We start from the raw sequence: 20,003 nt of genomic DNA on the forward strand, positions 1-20,003 counted from the left end.
TCAACCCGCATCATTCACGATCGCATCTATCGCGGAATCAACAAGCTCAGGCAACCACTCTGCTTCCTCATCTGAATCGTCATCGTCGTACCACAGCAGTTGATCGGCGGTCGTAGCGTTGTCGGTGGTCATCGACGATTGATCTTCCGATGCTGAACGTCGTTCTATGTTGAACTCTGGTGACGTCGGCGAAACGTAGACATCGACGGTGCCGGTGTCAGTTCGCAAATCATAGACGTACGCTGCGCCCGAGTTATTGCTAGGACGATTATCGAGCCATGCCCCCACGACGGAAACATCGCCACGGACCGCCACCGAGATTCCGTATTCATCTGCTGTGGTGACTTGGTCATTGACCAGCACTCTCGTTTGACTCCATGTACTTCCATCGGATTCGAACAAATACGCGCGGCCGGAACGATCGCCGCCACTATCGGCTTGCGATGCACCCGCAACAATCCGAGTGCCATCGAACGAGACTGAGATCCCCAATCGATCGCCAGCGTTGCCATCGTCGGCCAACAGTTTCGAAACGACGCCCCAGTTGTTGGATCCACCCTGATTGCGGCTAAGAACATAAACCGATCCAAGCTGGTTGGTTCCGCCTTCGTCATCCAATGGGGCGCCGACGACCACTGTGTTTCCTTGGATCGCAACGCTGTAGCCAAAGTTATCCGCCGCCGCGCCGTCCGGTGCGGTGATGGCTTTGAGTTCGCCCCAAGCCTCCGTGCCATAACGATTGCGTTTAAATAGGTACACGGCACCACTGTCATTACCAGCCGCGCCATCGTGACGGAAAGCTCCGACTGCGATGTCGTCACCCCAAATCGAGACCGACTGCCCGAACCTATCACCGGCAGCTTGTGTGCTACCGACCAACTTCTTCACTTCGCCCCACTGACCGATACCACCGGAATCACGATTGAATACGTAAGCTGCACCCGAAGCGCTACCGACTGGGTCCGCCGTACTCGCACCGACCACGATGGTGTCGCCTGAGATATCGACCGAACGCCCGAACAGGTCACGAGTGATCGTGTCGAGTCCCGTCAGTTTCTTGACGAGCCCCCAGTTATCAGTTCCACCCTGATTTCGTTCGAAGACGTATGCCGCACCCGCTCGGAAACCCAATCCACGATCGTACTGAGCACCCACGACCACCGTATCGCCATCGATGGCTACACTTGAACCGAAGCTAGACTGCGCACCGTTGGCTGTCGTATCGCCAACTAATCGAGCAACCTCGGTCCACGTTTGGTCCCCAGTCCTGCGATAGATCACCGCCGAACCCGCATTGGTCAGCCCACCGGGATCATCAAGGTAAGATCCCACGACGGCAAGGTCACCGGCAATGTCGACCGAGAACCCCGACCGGTCGCCGGTAGTATTTTCCGGACTCGTCAGTTCAACGTCTTTGAATCCGATCGTGTAGTCAAACGAATCATTCCCGGTATAACCGGCGTCCGGTGTATATGTCAGCGTCCCGTCGCCGTTGCGAGTCACCGTTCCATGCAAACCGTCCGTATTCCCCACCAAAACAATTTCGCCGCTCGGTGAATCATTACCGATGACAGTGACGGTGGTCGCCGTATCCTGCGGAACCACGACTTGGTCATCAATGGCGGCGAGCGCGCCGTCAGGGAAATCGGAAACGTTTAGTGTCAACGCTCTGGCAAACGTGTTGCCCAGCGAGTCGGTTGTCTGAACTCGAATCGAATAAGTCGGCTTGGTTTCGAAGTCAAGCGTTTCGCCTTGGTTCAAGAACACTTGGCCGCCGCTGACGTGGAACCTCCCATTGTCCGTGTCTCCCGTTCCTGCAACCAACGCAAAATCGAATGCATCAAAAGCGTCATCGTCCACAGCGGACAATGTGCCGAAGAACGTATCGGTGGCCGACGTGTCAGAGTTCTCAAGAACTTCGATTTGATCGATCGCAATATCGACAGGACTGTGCAACACCAAAGTCGTTTGCCCTACGACCGAACCTTCGTTGCCGGCAATGTCAGTGGCCGTGACCAGAATATCGTAGCGTCCCGAAATCAATGGCGTCGTCGTCGCAAGCGACCAAGTGCCATCCCCGTTGTTGATCGCCGGTAGCGTTGCCCCGTTGATCGTGACCTGGATCGCCGAAGCGGCATCCAACGGATCACTCGACGCCCCATCGGGGTTCGCAATCGTTCCCGAGAATACAGGCAAAGCCGTGCCCTGCAGCACCGGAGCCGTGATCGTCAGCGCCGGAGCAATCAAGTCAGCGTCACCAACCACGACCGTTCGAATCTCACGAGTCAAACCGCCGTCGAAGTCGCGAATTTCAAACTCGACTTCGTAGACACCCGGTCCTGGGAACGTGTATTCAAAGTCAAAGTTATCCGCATCAACGATGATTGGCAGCGTCGGATTGATCTTGATCACCGCGGTGTGATCATCACCTGCGGCACTATCCGTGAACGCTCCGCTAAACCTCACCGGCACATTGGCGGGCAAGTTGTCGAACACTTGCAAACTAGTCAGCACGGGGGCTTCGTTGGACACGATCAGTCGGTGAGTTTCGGTGACCGACGTGTCGTCATCGTCGACCGTCAATGAGATCCAGTAAGTGCCGTCGTCATCGGGAGTAAACGAAAGCTCATTCGTCAGGCTCTCCGCAACAACCGCTTCATTGTCCGTCGTGACCGTCCAGCGGTAGGTCAATTCCAACGTATCTTGGGCACCGGGTTCAACCAGCGTCGATCCCGTGTTAAACGTCAGCGGAGTTCCCTCACCCGCAGTCGAGGCCCCCACGATGGAAAACTGCGGCGCGACGTTACCGACCGTCAAATCCACCGTCACGAAGTCTTCACCTCGTCGCTCGCCCGAATCATCCAGCGTATCCGCATCAAAGCGACCATCGACTTCATCATCAAAGACCGTCAATTCCAGTGTGTACAGTCCATCGTTGATCGGCGTGAACGTAAAGTCAGGATTATTAAACGTGATGTCTGGATCACTCGAAGAAACCACAACGTTTCCAGCCGAATTCTTAATCACCCAATTGAACCCCAGCACATCGCCACTAGCATCCGACACAAACTCCCGAGCATCAAACACCAACGGAGTTCCCTCGGTCGTTGTTGTCGGAATCAACAGCGGATCAATCACGGGTAACGCATTGTCGGGCTGAACGTTGATGAACTCAAGCTGCGAATAGACCGGTTGGCTCAGCGCGTCTAAGGCACCGTCCCATGCTCGGATGGCGACCAGGAAACTCTCTCCGACTGGTCGGTTATCAGCGAACGTGTGCTGAACTTGATCACCCGAGGCCTCGACGTCAAACGTCGTTCCGTCGTAATCGAAATCCCATTGGATCGTGAGCGTATCATCCCCGGGGTCACTAAACACAGCCGATAAATCAACAGGAACACCTTCGATAATCCCAGTTGGAACGACCAGTTCGCCATCGAGAGTTGGCAAGACGTTAGCGATCGTGGCGGTGATAGTCGACGGAGCAGAAACCAATTGGTCATCGTCGTCAAAGACAGTCACCGTTACGGTGTAGTCACCGTCATCGGCATACACGTGCGACAAATCAAAACCAACGACTCCGGTGTTCGTGTCCCTTGACTTCAGTGGAACAAATACGACGGTTCCGTCACCGTAGTCGGCTTGAATTCGCAAGGTGTCGGAACCGTCGCGAACAAATCCGCTACCGGTCCACTCCGACGCCTCGTCCACAACCACGCCACTGGGTTGCGTCACGGTCGTGATTTGCGGTGCGGTCGCACCCACGATGACGTCGTATGAATCCACCACTGCTAGTTCATCATCAAGATCCGTGATGGAAACCATCAGCGTGTAGATCCCGTCGTCTGCGTACCGATGGTTGAGTGTGAATGATCGTGATGCGAGCGCGCTGCCATCGAACGTTTCCACATTACCATCGCCATAATCGACAAGTGCTTGCCAAGAATCATCACCTGGATCGCCGAATGAAACCGTGTAGGACCAGTCCACCTGTTCGCTGGCAGGCGGCAGACCGTTCAAGGTAAGAGTCGGAGCGACGGGATTTACCGTAACCCGTTGAGCATCAACGTAACTAAGCGGATCGGCGGAAGCGCCAAACCCGTAATCCGGAATACCGCTTGGCAATAAGCGATACAAAATGGCGTCGACGTCTGGGCCGGTCGCTTTGTTCTGAAGGTCTGACAGAGTGATCAACAGCGAATCATCGGCAAGCAGTTGGGTTTGCGGAACACTGAAGACTCGCTCGGGTCCAAGTTCAAGAATTCCAGCGGTTCCAAACGTAGAATCCAAGATTCCCGCGGAAGTCAATTTCTTGACCGTTGGTTGCCAGGTGATTGTCGATCCAGAGACGAGAGCTTGACCGACAAGGTAGGCGTTGTCAGACGAGTCGACGAGCAAATTCAAGATATCCTGCGTTCCGCTGCCCAAGCTATTCACACTTCCGCTGGTTCCGAACGTCGAGTCAACCGATCCGTTGGCAAGCAGTCGTGCGACCAACCAGTCACGGTTGCTTGACAGCGTGCTCTGGATGGCGAACAACACTCTACCGGTAGAATCAACCTCGATGGCCGTTGGGCGATCATTGCGTCCATTGCCCACCGTCGCGGCGAGTGTGGCGACTCCGTTGACTCCGTACGTCGAGTCGGTGGCACCGCTTGGCAACAGCTTCAAAACGTTTGCGGTTTCGTCCGCTGTATAGTTTCGCATGGCGGCGACATAAACCGAACCGTCGCTCTCGAGCGCGAACGCATACGGATAGAAGTCAGAGAGTCCGATCGCCTGGAATCCGGACGAACCAAACGTTGCATCGAGTTGGCCGCTGGCGTCCAGCCCGATCATGGCATAGCTGCCGCTTGCGTTGATAAGAGTGCGTGTGGCACCATCGGGTAGCAATTTGGTGATGACCGTACTGAGTGAACCACCAGGAGAAACGAGTGTTTTGCCATTGTTACCGTACGTAACATCCGCCGTTCCATTGCTGTTGAACCTCATCGCGATGAACGAACTGCCCTGCTTCGCACCCACGACAAGCTTGCCGTTTGCGTCAAGATGCAGACTGGTGGGCTGATACGTCGTCAGGCTCGCAATTCCGTTGGAACCGAACGATGAATCGACACTTCCATCGGGAAGTCTCGCCACCAGATATCCGCCCGACGTTCCGGCTGCGCCACCCGTGATCGTGCGATAAACAGCCGTGATCGTGCGTCCGCTTGAGTCTTCCACGCTGGCCGCTGCAGCCTCGTCCTGACCCAAGTCAATCGAGATGCTGCCGTCGCCAACCACGATTGAGTCAACCGTCGTGCGAACTTCGTAGTCACCGTCGTCTGGGACGATAAACGTTTGCGACACTTCGGTTCCGTTGATACCCGAACCATCGCCGATCACCAGATCGGTCCATGGCGCAGATGTCACCACCGTGAATTGGTCTTCGCCGATCTTCTGCAGCAACTCAAAACGATACTTCGCCTGATTGGCTCCTTCGGGAGCCGAGATTGTCGACGAGAACGTGTGGTAGCCACCTTCGAGCAGCGTTAACGGTTGGCTCGAAACGACAACGTCCAACGCACCAAAATCCAGACCACTAATCGCCTGACCAACCCCCGGCAGGGCTCGATAAGCGCCGCCAACAGTTTGACCGATGGCCCACAGTTCGCGCCCATGCAGTCCGTCATCCGCGGACAAAATCAATTCGGATGCTAGTTGCGATATGTCGTTGGGGTTAGAGCCTAGAGGACCTAATCGAACGTCTGCGACCTCGACTAGCTGGGAACCTTCAAGACGGTGCAGTTTCGGCAAACCAATCGAACTGCCTGCCGTCACGTAAAGTTGATTGTCGACGACGGTTAATTTGGGTTCAGAATCAGCAATGCGTCCTGCAGCTAATGCGCCAAGCCCAAACAGTGCGCCATCCGGAAGCAAAACCCGATTGACGACCGTGCCGCTATTGGGATCCAGAGTGTAGAGGTCACCTTCTGCGTTGGAGGCATAGAGGTACTGACCGTCAAACGCGAGACCCTGTGGATGGCTGCCCGACAACGAGAACGTGCTAATGATTGCTTGGGTTTGCGGATCAAACTCCGAAATCTGGCCGCTGTCACGAATAACAAACATTCTACTGGTGTCGTCTCCACCGATGCCACCACTTGGAGTGATCGCGGTGAACGTTGTTCCCGAAGAAGAATTGTAGCCGTTGTGCCTGCGTATAACTGTTCCATCAACGCTGTAGAACAGCGGGCTTTGGAAACCCTTGATTTGAACGTCATCAAGGTTCCATCCTGAATATGTCACCGAGGAATCTGTAGTCCCGAGTCCGAACCGAACTCGCACGCTACCCGCATTCGCAGCTTGTGCGGGAAGCGGAATGGATTGGAAACGCCAAGAAGTCTCCACCACGCTTGAAAACGCTGGGTTCTCCCAGATGGTTGTCCAGTCGCTTCCGTTTGTGCTCAGTTGAATGTACGCATGATCGTAATAGGCGAACTCAATGCCGAGCCAGCGTTGGAAATCAAGTGTTATGTCACTAAGACCGATCGTGCTAAACGCAGGAGAAGTTGCCCAATTGGTCGATGCTAAATTATTTGCGTAAGCGCCTGACAGGTTGTATCCGAGCACCTGGGCCCCGGTGTAACCGCTCGCCGGATCGCCTGCGACGCCCTGAGGAACTCCGTTGGCCCACGGAGCAGAGAAAGACCAACCATTGCTGGTCGACCAATCACTCCAATTGGCGATGACGGTTTGATTGGACGCATTGGCACCAATGCCATCAACAACACCACTTGCGGCAGTTGATGTCTTTGAGAGAACCGTTCCTGTGAACGAATCTATTCGATAGAGCGCGTTCGGCTCATCGTCGGAGTTCACATACAGGAGCGTTGCTCCTCCCTCTGCGATTGAAAGTCCAATGTTCTCGTGGAAGGCCTGCAGGTTTCCTGGTGCCTGAAAGCTCGCTACTTCCGCACCGGTCGCCGCATTAAACTGAACAATCTGACCGGTGCTAGGTCGAACGCCCCAAACGCCGTAGGATCCATTGATCCGACCACGAAGCTCTATCGCGCCTTGTTGCACTGACGCCAGTTGCAATTGTCCAGGCTGGTCGACGGAATCCACGACGAGATAGGTATCGCCGTTGAACACGGAAATCTGAGGATCGTCCGGCAACTGGAACCCGCTAGGGATCGACACCGCTTCGGCAACGGTTGCGTTGTCATAAACCCAGAGTTTGCGTTCCGTTTCGCCAGCAGCAGTTCCTACGAAATAGAGATGCCCCGCCTGCTCCCGCAAGTTAATCAGATTCGTCCCCTCAACTGGTACGAATAGCTCAGTAACCTGATATCCATCTAAGCGATAAAGTGTCTGCGAGTCAGGTTTCGAAAGTGTGCCTGAAACCGAATACAAGGTACTGCCAATTTGCAGATGTTCGCGTACATTGACCAACGGCTCACCATTGATTCTCGCCATGGCGATGTCGAGGGTCAAACCATCGGCAAACCAGACCACTGGTTCATAGGCGGTCGGATTGAAAGACTGATCAGTCACCCCGTCGTCATTAAGTACGACCAGCAAAGGATCGTAGTTGTTCGGCCCGCCGACACCGTAGTCCGCTTGCGACGAGAGAAACATCCTACCCTGAGCATCAAACACAGGATTGTTTCGTAAGCCGCCTCCTGTTTGCGGATATTCGTATCGGCCATTGTCGCCAAAGCTAAGGTCTGGAGTTCCATCCGCGAGCAATCGAGCAACAAACTCTTGGGAGCTTGCTGCGTCGGCACCGACCACCATTCGATTCTGCGAATCGATTCCGATTTGGTACAGATAATCGTAGACTTCCGTCGAAAGAACGAAACCATTGACTCCGAAAGTTGTGTCAATCAAACCAGCAGGTGTTGCTCGCAAAGAAAACGGACTACTTCCGTCGACTCCTGCGAAGACGAAACCTCCGCTCTCATCGATCCTCATTGATCTAGGTAGCCGAGAAGAAGATCCAAGGTCAATCAGTCGCTTGCCACTTAAACCAAACGCTGCATCAAAGACACCATTGCTCGTCAGTTTGGCGAGGAGAACTTGATTGCTCGAAGCGCCTGACACATAGCCACCGACAATGAAACTGCCGTCGGATATGCGAGATAAGTCAAACGCGTACTCAGAAGCAGTTGTGTTAACGTAGCTGTAGCCGGAAGTGCCAAAGCTAGTGTCGAGATCTCCAGCTGCATTCAGTCCAACCACGGCAATATCAGATTGTGAGTTCTGATAAATGCTTCCCAAGAGAACCACTCTACCGTCATCCAACGCAACGAAGTCCGTGACTCCAAAGTTTGGAATACTAACGGTCTTTAGTCCGTTGGATCCAAATCCAGTTTGTGGATTACCAAAGCGGTCGAATTTGTATAGAAATGTCTCGGAGCCAAGACTTCCACCGACAACAATAGAGCTTTCAGTAAACTGCACATCACTAATGCTGAAGTAAGTGCTAAGCGTCAATCGCAATTCACCATCGCGACCGAAGCTAGGATCTGGAACTCCATTCGACTCGTAACGATAGAGCCTCAGAACCGGTGGCGTGAATTGATCTCCTTCATAGGTGCTGATGGCAAACAGGATTCGGCCTTCGGGATCGATAGCAGCAACGTGTGGCCCGGTGTCGAAAGATTCGATAGTCGGGTAATGAATTTCACTCGAACCGCCTATTCCCAAGCCAAGTCCATTGCTAGATCCCTCGAACCAGACGCCAGACTGACCGCTCAGTACAGATTCCACCGTGGAACCCGTCGTGACAATAGGTGCAGAAGCAAGTCCATACAGGCCATGAGTCGCGGAGCCCTGCGATAGAATCGTTCCGAAGTTACCTGGGTCAGCATCTAGAACATAGATAGTTCCCGATGCGGTTGACGCAAACAGCTGCGTCCCATCAAAAGCGAGACCTTCAATGTCTGAAGCAGGGGCCGCTACCATTCGGATGAAAGAGTCGGTATCCGCATACGGATCAAACTCGCGAATTTCAGCATTGGTTCCGTCGTTGAAGAACGCAAAAGTTCGTCCATTATCGTCGCCGCCGACGCCGCCGGTCGGTGACTCAGCAGCCCAAGTAGGCGTTTGTGATCCGGAGTATCCAGTTTGCCTTACGAGCTCGATTCCATCGCGACTTAGAAACAATGCATTGGGACGAGCAGTCACTCGGACATTGTCAATATTCCATCCAGCGTTCCCGAACGATGAATTGACAGGCCCTATGCCAAACCTGAACTGCACCTGATCGTGATCGGCTGCCATTGGCAGGGACATTCGTTGCGCGGACCACTCGTAGTCGTAGACACCGTCGGTGGAAGACCAAAGGTTTGTCCAGCTTCCACCGTCCAGGCGTATTTGAAGGTTGGCTAAATCGCTGTAGTTTACAAATAGCTTGCGATCGAACTCCAGTAAGACATCAACCATGCCGCGAGTTGAAAACGCGGGCAGTGTTGCGTAATGCGTCGTCGACAAATTTGTCGCGTAGGCGCCCGCCAAGTTGTATCCAACGACGTTTGGCCCATCGAAACCACTCGATGGATCACTGTTGTTTCCTTGCGGAACTCCGTAAGCCCATTGGCCGGTATATGTCCAGCCCGGATCAGTATCCATGTCGGCCGAATACAGTTCGCGGAACGACACGTCGGCGCCTAAGCCATCAACACCCAGGGCACTGATCACTTCAACACTGCGTTGCAAACCCGTTGCCGGGTCAAGGCGATAAAGCTTTGTCGGATCATCATCTGAGTTGACGTACAACAACGAATTGCCAGCCTCGCTAATCGTCAACCCAATCTGTGTATCAGTAGGCTGCAAGTTTCCAGGTGCGGGAAAGCGATCGACAATCTGTAGCGTGCCAGAATGGTAGCGAAGAATATCGCCGGTTTGCGGTTGCACGGCCCAGAGTCCACCACTAACTAGCGACGCGACTTCTTGAGGCTCAACACCATCGAACGACCACAACGTTCGCCGTCCAATCGTTGGCTCCGCCGTGAACAACAACTGTGACCCCACCACCGTCAGACCCTGAGGGTCTAAACCAGCGGCACCGCCAAAGGTAAGCTGTTCTAGCGTATCGGTTGAGGGGACAAAGCGAAAAAGTTGTCGCCCCACTCCCGCCTCAAAACCAGTGACATAAATCTCGCCGTTCCAAAGCGTCAATTCGTCAGCCGAGAATCCATTCGCCGACGAGAGTTCTTCGACATGGCCGTCTCGATACCGTTGCAACTGTCGACCTTTCGAGCCGCCGCGATCGGCCGTGAAATAGATGGCGTCATTAAATTCCACAAGATCTGCCGGCGTTCCCGAGAATGAGTCCGGACCAAGATCGAACAGCTTGCGATAGTCGTGTTCGCTCCCGCCCTGGGTTTCGGTTTGGTTACCCGGTAGCTGCTGGCGGACGTCGTAGCTGCGATTGGATTCCAGTCCGTTGAATTGGTAGCCGCCGTCTAACGCCGTCACCGTCAGTGTTTCACCGAGATCAAACAGGCCATTGACCAACTCGGGAACGTAATCGCTCCCGACGTAGCCATCGAGGAAGATCGTTGTACCTTCGTCGCCTGGTTCGACTTGAGGGTTTTTAGTTGCATTCGACAATTCAGCGATCTCTTCATCACTGAGACCACGATTGAATGCTGCCACGGCGTCGAGCGATCCTTTGAATCGATAACCCAGGTTCATCGGAGAACCACCAAGCGTCAGTTGCAAACCAGTCGGAGCGGCTGGAACGACATCCGCGTTGATGGCGAGCGTCAACTCTTGTTCGATGCCGTCAATCCACAAGCGACCGTTAGCGATCGAGTCATTGTGGAACTCGGCGATCACGTGTACCCAGCGATCGGCGAAGCCTTCCGCCGTTGCCGACCAGTGTCCTCCTGGGGCGCGGCCGAACCCGAAGCGCCCACCTGCAAAAATAAGATGCTGCGTGCTGATGCCCAGTGGCACACGCCCAGTGTCGTCTGCCGTGCCGTCCCACTTCATCATGAACGAAACAGTGTTGACTCCATCAGCAGTCTTGTCGAACGAGTACGCATTGACCGCATCATCAACGGAGATCATACCGCCGTGGAATTGATAAGCGTTATCACCACTATTTCCCCAAGCACCAGCGACTCCAAGAGAAACGCCAGTCGCGGGTACGATGGCGCTCGAATTGCCTTGGACCTCGCTGATAACACCAATCTGCGTTTCATTGAGTGGGAAGAACTTTGACGCATCGAGATCCTGCACCACTTGTTGAACATCATTGCTGCCACTTCGGAAACCGTCTCCGTTTTCGTCGAGATACTTCGTTCCCGATAGCACGCTCTGTCCCACCGAAACCGTAAAGGTCTTGGTGACGGATCGTCCGGTATGATGTGGCGTGACGCCAGCGGAAACCTGGGCACGAATTTCCTCCGTCGTTAAGGCGCGATTGAACATCGCGAATTCGTTGATACGCCCGTCGAATCGGAACGAACTAGACGTCGCCCAGCCGCCAATTGTTGCGATTGTCGTGGCGTTTTTCGAAACAGGCGCACTGCGAGATCGAACGAGAACTTGTTCGATTCCGTTAAAGTACAGACGACTAGACTCGGGCGATCCGTTTGCGAACAACGCGGTAACATGGACCCAATTGTTATAGAGTTCCGTTGCGGGTGCCGCCCAAGAATCTGACTGGTTGGAATTGAACCCAAAGACAACCTGACCGCTGTAAATTCCTGTCGTTGCGTTGACAAAATGCAAATCATATCCGTCAAACCCAAATGGCATGAGTCCATTGGTCCCATCCCAATTCAACCAAAACGAAACAGTATTAAACTCACTAGGCGTCGACGTGACGTTCAGGCCCGACAAAGCAACCGCTCCGCCGTGGAAGTCCACACTAGCGGGATCTCCGTTGATTGGTGTCTGAAGACTGGTTGCAACCCCTCCACTCACAACGCCATCAATTTCATTTCCTGAAATGTCCTCGGTAATCCCTGCAGAAACATCATCGAGCGGCCAGTAGCCAATGAGCCCAGATGTTTCCAAGATGTTTTGCCGGTATCCATCGATGTTCTGCTGCATTGCTTCTGCGGTGACCGACACAGTCACGAGGCCTTCGTAGTCGGTAGTTGATTCGACTTCAATGTCGTAGCTTCCTGGACGAGCTTCGATTACGTCAAGGTTGACGCCCGCAACATTGCTTGTGGCAGTGACTCTCGCATACTCACTGCCCGAAACTCGAACTTGGGCCGTGCCATTGCCCTGAGTTGGGATCGCAATTGGCGCGACCGAGGAGACAGCGATTGGATCGTATCTTTCCGCCAACACGCCCTTGATAAGTGTCGTCGCTGGCTCGGCAACGACTACCGATTCCTCAATAGCTTCGCCATGCACAAACAAGCGAATGCCTTCCAACGCCGCATCGTTGATGAAGACACCATTGACAAGTGCGAACAGGTTCTCGTTGCCAGTGTTGAGGTTATTCAATGGAGCAACCGAGTTGCCTGTCGTGCCAAACAAACCGCTACCGAGCAAAAGTCCGTACCAACCCGGCTGCAGAATCGCATCGATTTCAACAACGGCATCAACCGAATCGCCAATGGACATCGGGATCGTTGCATGAGCAATCACATCAGGTGTACTCAAGTCAGTAGAGTCAGGAAAATCGTTGGCTGAGTCCAACGCGACGATAGTAGCAAACGGACCGTCACCACCAGCGGTTTTTAAATGGGCACCAACTTCGGTAACTTGCATCGGCTGATCGACGTAGAAACGAGTTCCCACGAACTGCACTGGGTTGACCGATGCACTGGGAACTCCCACAACGGAACCGACCGGTCCCAAATCTGCCGTTTTAAATTCCAGAGGCTCGGGTTGTTCAAGTGCAGGCAAAATCACCGCTTGCGCTCGCTCACCAAGAGGATTGCCTGACAGATTGAGAACATCGAGTTGGGGAGCGCCACGGCGCTGCAGTCGGATGCTGTCGATACTGACTGCTCCTGCGCCGCTACCCTTGATGGTCACTTGCGTGGTTCCCAGTTCTCCTGATTTCACTTCTAAGCTATCGATCGCTTTCCAGGCTACGTCGCCCAGGTTTTGGTAATCGCCGATGGCTGTGGGCTTGGATTGATCGACCAGCACCTCGCGACCGCCATCGGTCAGGTAAAGCACTTGCCCGTTAGCGACGTCAGCTCGGTTGAGTACCAAGCGTCCGTTGATCTCGCCACCGAATTGAACATCAATACTCGTTTCGGGGATCAAAGTCGCGAAGACGCCGTTGCCAAACGCTGTAACGGTCGTAGTGGAACCACCGTTTTCAAAGCCTCGTTCACGCAGTTGTTGTAACGCACCATCCACACCCAGACGCGGATTGACAATACCTGCACCATCATTGAGGTCATCCCAACCGACAAACAACAGCATGTCATAGCCAGAGTAATCCTGACTAAATCCGAGCGGCCCCATGTCAACTCGAAGCAGAGCCGCAAAAGCATCGCTCGGCGCGATTCCTTCGACTCGGTTCTTGGTCGTGGGATCATCGGAGTTCAGCAAGTCAGACGAGAACACACGATCGCTTGACAAACGCAGCGTTGCACCAGAGGCATCGTCATAGTCACCTAAGAATCCGAACGCATCTGCACCGTGGTACAAGCCCACGATATTAGGTGATTCAACTCCGACACCCAGAAACGGATTCGAACTGAGGACAAATCCTAGCGGATCATCCGAAGTGGAGAATTGGTTCTCGTTGATTTCTGATGAATTGCTGACAGCAAACGAGGTGACGCCTTGCACGTTGTCGAGGTGAATGAAGCGTCCATCGCCACCCTGAGTTCCACCTTGGCCGCCATCGGTGTTGACTTTTCCTGTTGTCGAAACAATTTCCGACGCAACAAACTTCACCGTGCCGCCTGCACCGCCACCGCCAGCTCCGCCAACTCCGCCAGCTCCACCCGCACCGCCTTTACCGCCGACGCCACCAGAGCCTGCGGCCGCAGGAGCCTTACGGTTTGTATTACCGTCTCCCCAAGAACTGTACGTGCTGCTTGTAGGACTTCCGCCGCCATTGCCGTCGTAGCCTGTGTAATAGCTCCCCGAGGCAACTTGCCCCGGTTGCCCGGCAAGTCCGTCACCACCAATAGATTGAAAGTCTGCGTTGGCGATCAGTAGACCCATGGCGTAAATTTCGAACGCGCCAGCGCCAGCACCGCCAATACCGCCGACTCCACCGGCCTGTCCTTGGCCGCCGTCGCCACCGCGCCCGCCCCCGCCGCCGCCATGGCCGCTTGCCGCATGGTAATACGTCGTACCGCCGGTGCTGTTGGTGACACCATTACTGCCCGGCATGGGGCTGGCACCACCGCCGCCGCCGCCGCCGCCAGCGCCGCCACCAGCTCCGCCACCACCACCACGACCGGTTCCGCCGCCGCCGCCACCGGACAGCAACAAACCCGCAAGGTTGTTGGTGCCTGGATTACCCGCCCCACCTGGGCTTCCGCCTTCGCCAGCTTGTCCTGCTGTTCCGTTCTCGCCTGTCTTTCCAGCCGCACCCGATTGCCGATAACCGGGAACTCCCGCACCGTCACCAAATGTTCCCGAATTGTCCGCTCCTGAACCACCATCACCGAATATTCCCGAGTTGTCCGCAGCAGCACCACCCGTGGCGCCAGACGCTCCACCACCCGCTGCATTGTTGAATCCACCCTCTCCTGGCACCGTTGCCACCAAGCCACCCGTTCCGATCAGACCGGCTGCCCCAGTTCGACCTGAGTTTCCGCTTGGACTAGCCAGCCCAGCAAAGGCGACTGCGCCTATATTCTGCTGCCAAGGGCCACGTCCCCCGTTTCCTCCCGCCCCTGTTAGCGTACTTTGAGATTCGGTGTCCCAAGTCCAAGCCTGTCCTTGAGAGCCTTGCGAACCTGCGTTGTCTCCACCCGGTCCTCCACTGCCTCCTCTTGCATCATTGGAACCGACCGTACCACCGCCTGGACCTGCGGTTTGCTCGTCTGCTGATGCTTTGAAAATCACGTCGCTGCCAAGCACGACGTCGTTGGCCACCACGATCGACAACGGTCTTTCGCCAGCCGCTGAAATGGTTGTTTCGCCACCGATACGCAAGTCACCAAACACGTAGAACCGCGCGATACCTTCTTCGACCGTCGCAACGAACGGCGTCCCGAAGAATAGATCGGCAAAGTCATCGTCGCCAGCGATGGTCAGATTCGTCGTGTTAATGATGACGGTGCGACTTTCACTGGGCAGCTCTGCGCCGGAAAGCGACCGTGTTGTAAACGGGCTCACGCCAAGGTCACTGAGCGTCGTTGCCTGCGCAGGATTTCCAACACGATAGGTGACTTCCGAATCAAAGCGAGGATTATCAGTCCAGGTGGTGAAGATGTCGTAGACGCCTGGCGCGATATCTTCAAAAGTAAATGTCGCACTCGCCTCGGTCGCTTGAGAAGCAATCAACCGGTACTGTCCCTCAAAGGCACTCGCGTTTTCGCCGCCACCAAAGCCTGTGCCGTTCTCGAGATAGCCTTGTCCACGATCATCCGTGGTCAGGATTGACTGCCCTAGCAGAGCATCAATCGAATCAACGCGATTGTTGTCCAAATCAAGCCAATGCAATCCGCTCAGTCCAGCTAGCGCACTGATGTCTCTTATTTGGTTGTCGCTGAGCGTAAGAACCTGCAACTTGGTCAAATTGGCAAGTTGATCGACTGCATAGGCGTCGTCAGGGAGAAATTTAGAGACGTTCATGCGCCAACTTGGTTGAACACCACCCACGGAAACAATACTTCCATCGGACTGCAATGCAACGCCGTTTAGCCGATCGTCTAAATCGTTTGCTCTAGCGACAACCCTGCCGTTCTTTCCAAACGAAGAGTCAAGCTGACCATCTTCTAGAAAACGATGGATCGTTGGGTCCCATGGAGCACCTGTTATCGACAATTGAGTCTGTAGTCCGACTACCACAATCCTTCCGTCGGACTGCTCCTCAATATCGTAAACACGTGAATCGGAACCATTGAAGTTAGTGATCCCTAGCGATCCAAACGTTCTGTCCAAAGATCCGTCTGCGTTTAATCGAGAAACATACGAACGGTAGATTGTCGATGCGTCCGAACTGACGATAGTACCGGCAAGCAAAATCTTACCGTTGTCAGTCAGTTCGATTGCTTCGCCAAAACTGTAGGTGTCGGAAAACACATGAAATGCAGTACCTCCATCACCGAAACTGGTGTCTAGCTGACCGTCTCTGGTAAACTGCAAAATAGCGATGTTTCGCCATGCTTGACCAGCATCGTTGTACGCGTAGGCGGTAACGACGATCTCCCCACTCTCCCGGATCTCAATATCTCGTGCTTCTGAACGATTCGGACCAACCTGCTGATATACCGTGCCGCCACTGCCAAACGTTGAGTCGAGTTGACCGTTCGAATTAAAACGCGCTAGGAAGACATCACGCGTCGTTGATGATGAGCTCGTCGAGGAATAACCCGCGACCACAATCTTGTCGCCCTGCAACTCAACAGCCGACGCGATGTCGTGATATTGGAAATCAGTTTCCACAACTCCTAGCGTGCCGAAGGATGAATCAAATGTTCCATCTTCAAGTAACTTGATCATGGCGAAGTTCCATTCGCCACTTTCAGTGTCACGGGTGTACCCGACGGCAATAATCTCCCCAGTTGGAAGAATTTTCAGCCCCTGAACCAGTCCTTCATCATCGCCAATCTTTTTGATGACCGAACCATTGGTGCCAAAGCTTGCGTCCAGTGTGCCATCGGGATTGAATCGAGTCACAGAGAATTGATTATCGCCAAAGGAGCCGAAGCTGTACCCTGCCGCCACGATTCGATCCTTCTGGTCGACTCCAACAGCATAGCCAAACGAATCATCGTCGATGCTGGTATACGAATCCAAAGCGCCGCTTTCGCCGTGTCCTCCAAAGCCCCAGTCGGGTTTACCTGCCGCACCGATGCTCAAGCCACGCGCGCTCAATTTACGTAGTTGGGTCAGACCACTAACGTCTCGCAAGTCGTAACTGGTACCTGCCGCACCTGGAGCAGTCGCCAAGTCGTCGACTTGTTTTTCGCCACTGAGGTCATCCAAGCTTAAGAAATTTAGGTACAACAATCGCGATACCGGTTCCAAAGGTCGATTGACGGTTGCAGGGTACGCCTCGTTTGGTGCCGCGATGATCGGATTGAAATCGAGATCGAGGTACTGCAAATTCTTCAAACCCAGTTCGCCCTGTTCTTCTCTACCGAGTCGAATGCCAGGCTCGAACATCGACAGATTGCTAATCGAGTTGTCTGCGAGCGATAGGATCTCCAAGTTCGTGGCGTACTCAATCCCAGCCAGGTTAGACCGAATCGTGTCGCCGATACCACTGGTCAGTGAATTGCCGTCACCGTCACGCGAATAATCGTGGAAACCGACATCAATCACATCAAAATCGTCGGCCAGACCCAAGCCACTTGCATCGAGTTCAATCAATCGCGTTAGGTCGCTGGCACGGAGCGTTGGAGATTGCAGGAATTCGTTGCCTGTATCATCGGTAACAAAAACTGCCAGCCCAAGTTCGTGAGCGATTAGGCGCTCAAGAATGCGGTCGGTGTCGTCTGGATCAAATGGCACGTCGAAGTCGATCGGGCGAGCCGAAATGCTGCTGAATTCGTGCTGAGCGGGCAGGACCCGAATGTTCCGTTCCACATCGCCAAAGTTGTAAGGAGCGCCATCGTAGAAAGGTCCCAAGACCGTTCCGAGGTCGCGCACTTCGAGTTCTTCCGCAGTAATAGTGTCGATGCCCAAACCACCGTAAATTCGATCGACGTAGCCATTGCCTTGAATGAAGTCGTTGCCCAAGCCGCCGCTTATCTCGTCGCGATCAAGCACCGCATGGGATTCCCCCATCTTCGGTGCTTCGATTTCAATCGCATATTTTAGCTGTACGTCACGCCGGTAGCTGGCAATCAATGCATCTCGTTCTGCGAAACGACCTTCTGCCGTTAACCTGCGATAGACGATGCTGTTGGCATCTTCAAACGGATCGTAAACACGGATCGCATAGTCACCGGCGGGCAGATTCCGCAAGTCCATGATCGCGAGCGAATCACCCAGCAGGCTTCCATCAGTGTCGTACACGTCAGCAACTAAACCATGACGCAGTGACGTCTTGATTGTCAAGTTGGACGGTTGCGTGATGGATGGCGAAGCTAACTCCAGAGCGTTAAATGAGATTGCGCCTGCGGTTGTATCGCTTGAGATTCGTAGCGTCAGTCGAGTTCGACCAGCGGATAGCGCATCGCGAACCTGTTGAGTCAAATCGAGTACCGCCGAACCGCTAACTTCGACGTCCGACAACATGACCGAACTGTGCTGACCAAGCGTGTTGTGGAATCGAGTTGCCGGTGACGTCGTGTCGGCCGCATCGGGCGCGAAATCACCTTCTCGATCCAAGACTTCAACTTGCAATTCGTAATCTTGATCTCGCAGGATTTGAGACAGAGCTGTTGAAGAAGACCCAATGGATCGCACTTGCAGCCGCGAACCGAGACTGCCAAGCGCCTCGCCATAGATCCACTCGTCACCCGCAACAATCATCCCCGTTCCAAGTTGTCCGTTGTTGGCGATACCTTGCTGAGTGTCGATGGTGGACCAAGTTGTACCGCTGCGAGTCAACATCACAGCTTCGCCGCTATCGGTCAGTCCGGTGTCGTCGGCAAGCGGACTGCCGATGCTCAGTCGATCTCCATCGAGCGACAAAGTCGCGCCAAAATTTCCACCGGTCATGCCCGCAAGAATCGTTTGCGAAACCGTATTTGTCGCATTGTCACGAACAAGGACCGCCCCACCGTTGTCGCCGGGAGCAGAAGCGATCCACTGGGTCGAGTCCGCAACAACGAATGCGCCAAAGCGGCCGCCAGCAACGGGAGTGGCCTGTGTGAACGAGCCAACATGGGCAAACGTATTGGTTCCGCTACGTGAGTATCGCGCCACTGCTCCCGCGTCTGTCACGATCATTCCACCGCCAACATCAACGTCACGATCGGGAGCACCGACAAGCAAATCGGTTTCGGTTAGTGCGAAAGCAGCACCAAAATGTTCAGGTTGTGGCGAGATACTGGATTGCAACTGCGACAGGAACGTCCAGGTGTTTCCACTGAGCGTGTAGAAGTGAACTGCACCTCTTTCGTTGCTGAAGCTCAACTCTTTGGGAGCACCAATCGCCAGCAACCCGTTATTGATCGCGACGCTGTTGCCAAACTCATTGGTTTGATTGGAGTTGCCGCCCAATATCGAACGGTGCAAGATCTGGGTTGGCGTCCAAACGGAGTTGGTCAACCGATAGATAGCGACGGAATGATCGCTGCCATTGCTGAGGATGCCACCAATAGCAAGCGTGTCACCGTCAATCGCGATGCTCTGCCCAAAATTGATGTTCGACGACACGAAGTTACCAGCGACACTGACCGGAGCTTCCAGTGTCGTCTCGAGTTCCCATTGTCCATTGGTACGTTGGAACAGATAAACTAGACCTGGGCCAACGCCATCGCCTGTACCAACAACCATCGTATCGCCTTCAACGGCAATCGATTGAATGCCAACGTCCCACGGCGTTGCCGCAGCACCAAGATCGATGCCGTTGAGGACGAGTTCTGCAAGTTCAATACCGTTGGGATCATCCGTGTACGTCATGAAACGTGATAGGTCTACTTCAATGATCGAAACGAGGTCGTCGGTTCCACCAGCCTGAAGCGCAACTGACGTTGGACCGGTTGAGCCGTCCGGATTCCTTGCCAACACGCCGCTGTGGGTCTGAATCTGCGATTGATCTGTGCCTAACAGTGCAGTGCGTACACGGTCGGTTTGCGAACTTTCGTAAGTTTGCGGTGCCGCAGGACGGCTGGTGGATTCGACTTCGCTTCCGTCATCGCCAATGCGACTGCGAACTTTCAGCACGTCGCCGATCTGGCCATCGCCTAGCGTCGAGAACTTGTACCAACGCTGACTATCGGTGACGGAAA

Annotated in this window: 1 protein-coding gene (cut by a window edge); it reads right to left on the reverse strand. The window is 54.3% G+C overall.

From position 1 onward, the window contains the following. On the reverse strand, positions 1–20,003 hold the 3' portion of the coding sequence (locus tag Pla22_RS18925; protein WP_146516298.1) for a LamG-like jellyroll fold domain-containing protein. 22,849 nt of this gene lie beyond the right edge of the window; only the last 20,003 of its 42,852 coding nucleotides appear in the window; its start codon lies beyond the right edge, outside the window — the gene reads right to left on this strand; the stop codon is at positions 1–3.

Source organism: Rubripirellula amarantea, assembly GCF_007859865.1.
In the GTDB taxonomy this organism is placed as follows: Bacteria; Planctomycetota; Planctomycetia; order Pirellulales; family Pirellulaceae; genus Rubripirellula; species Rubripirellula amarantea.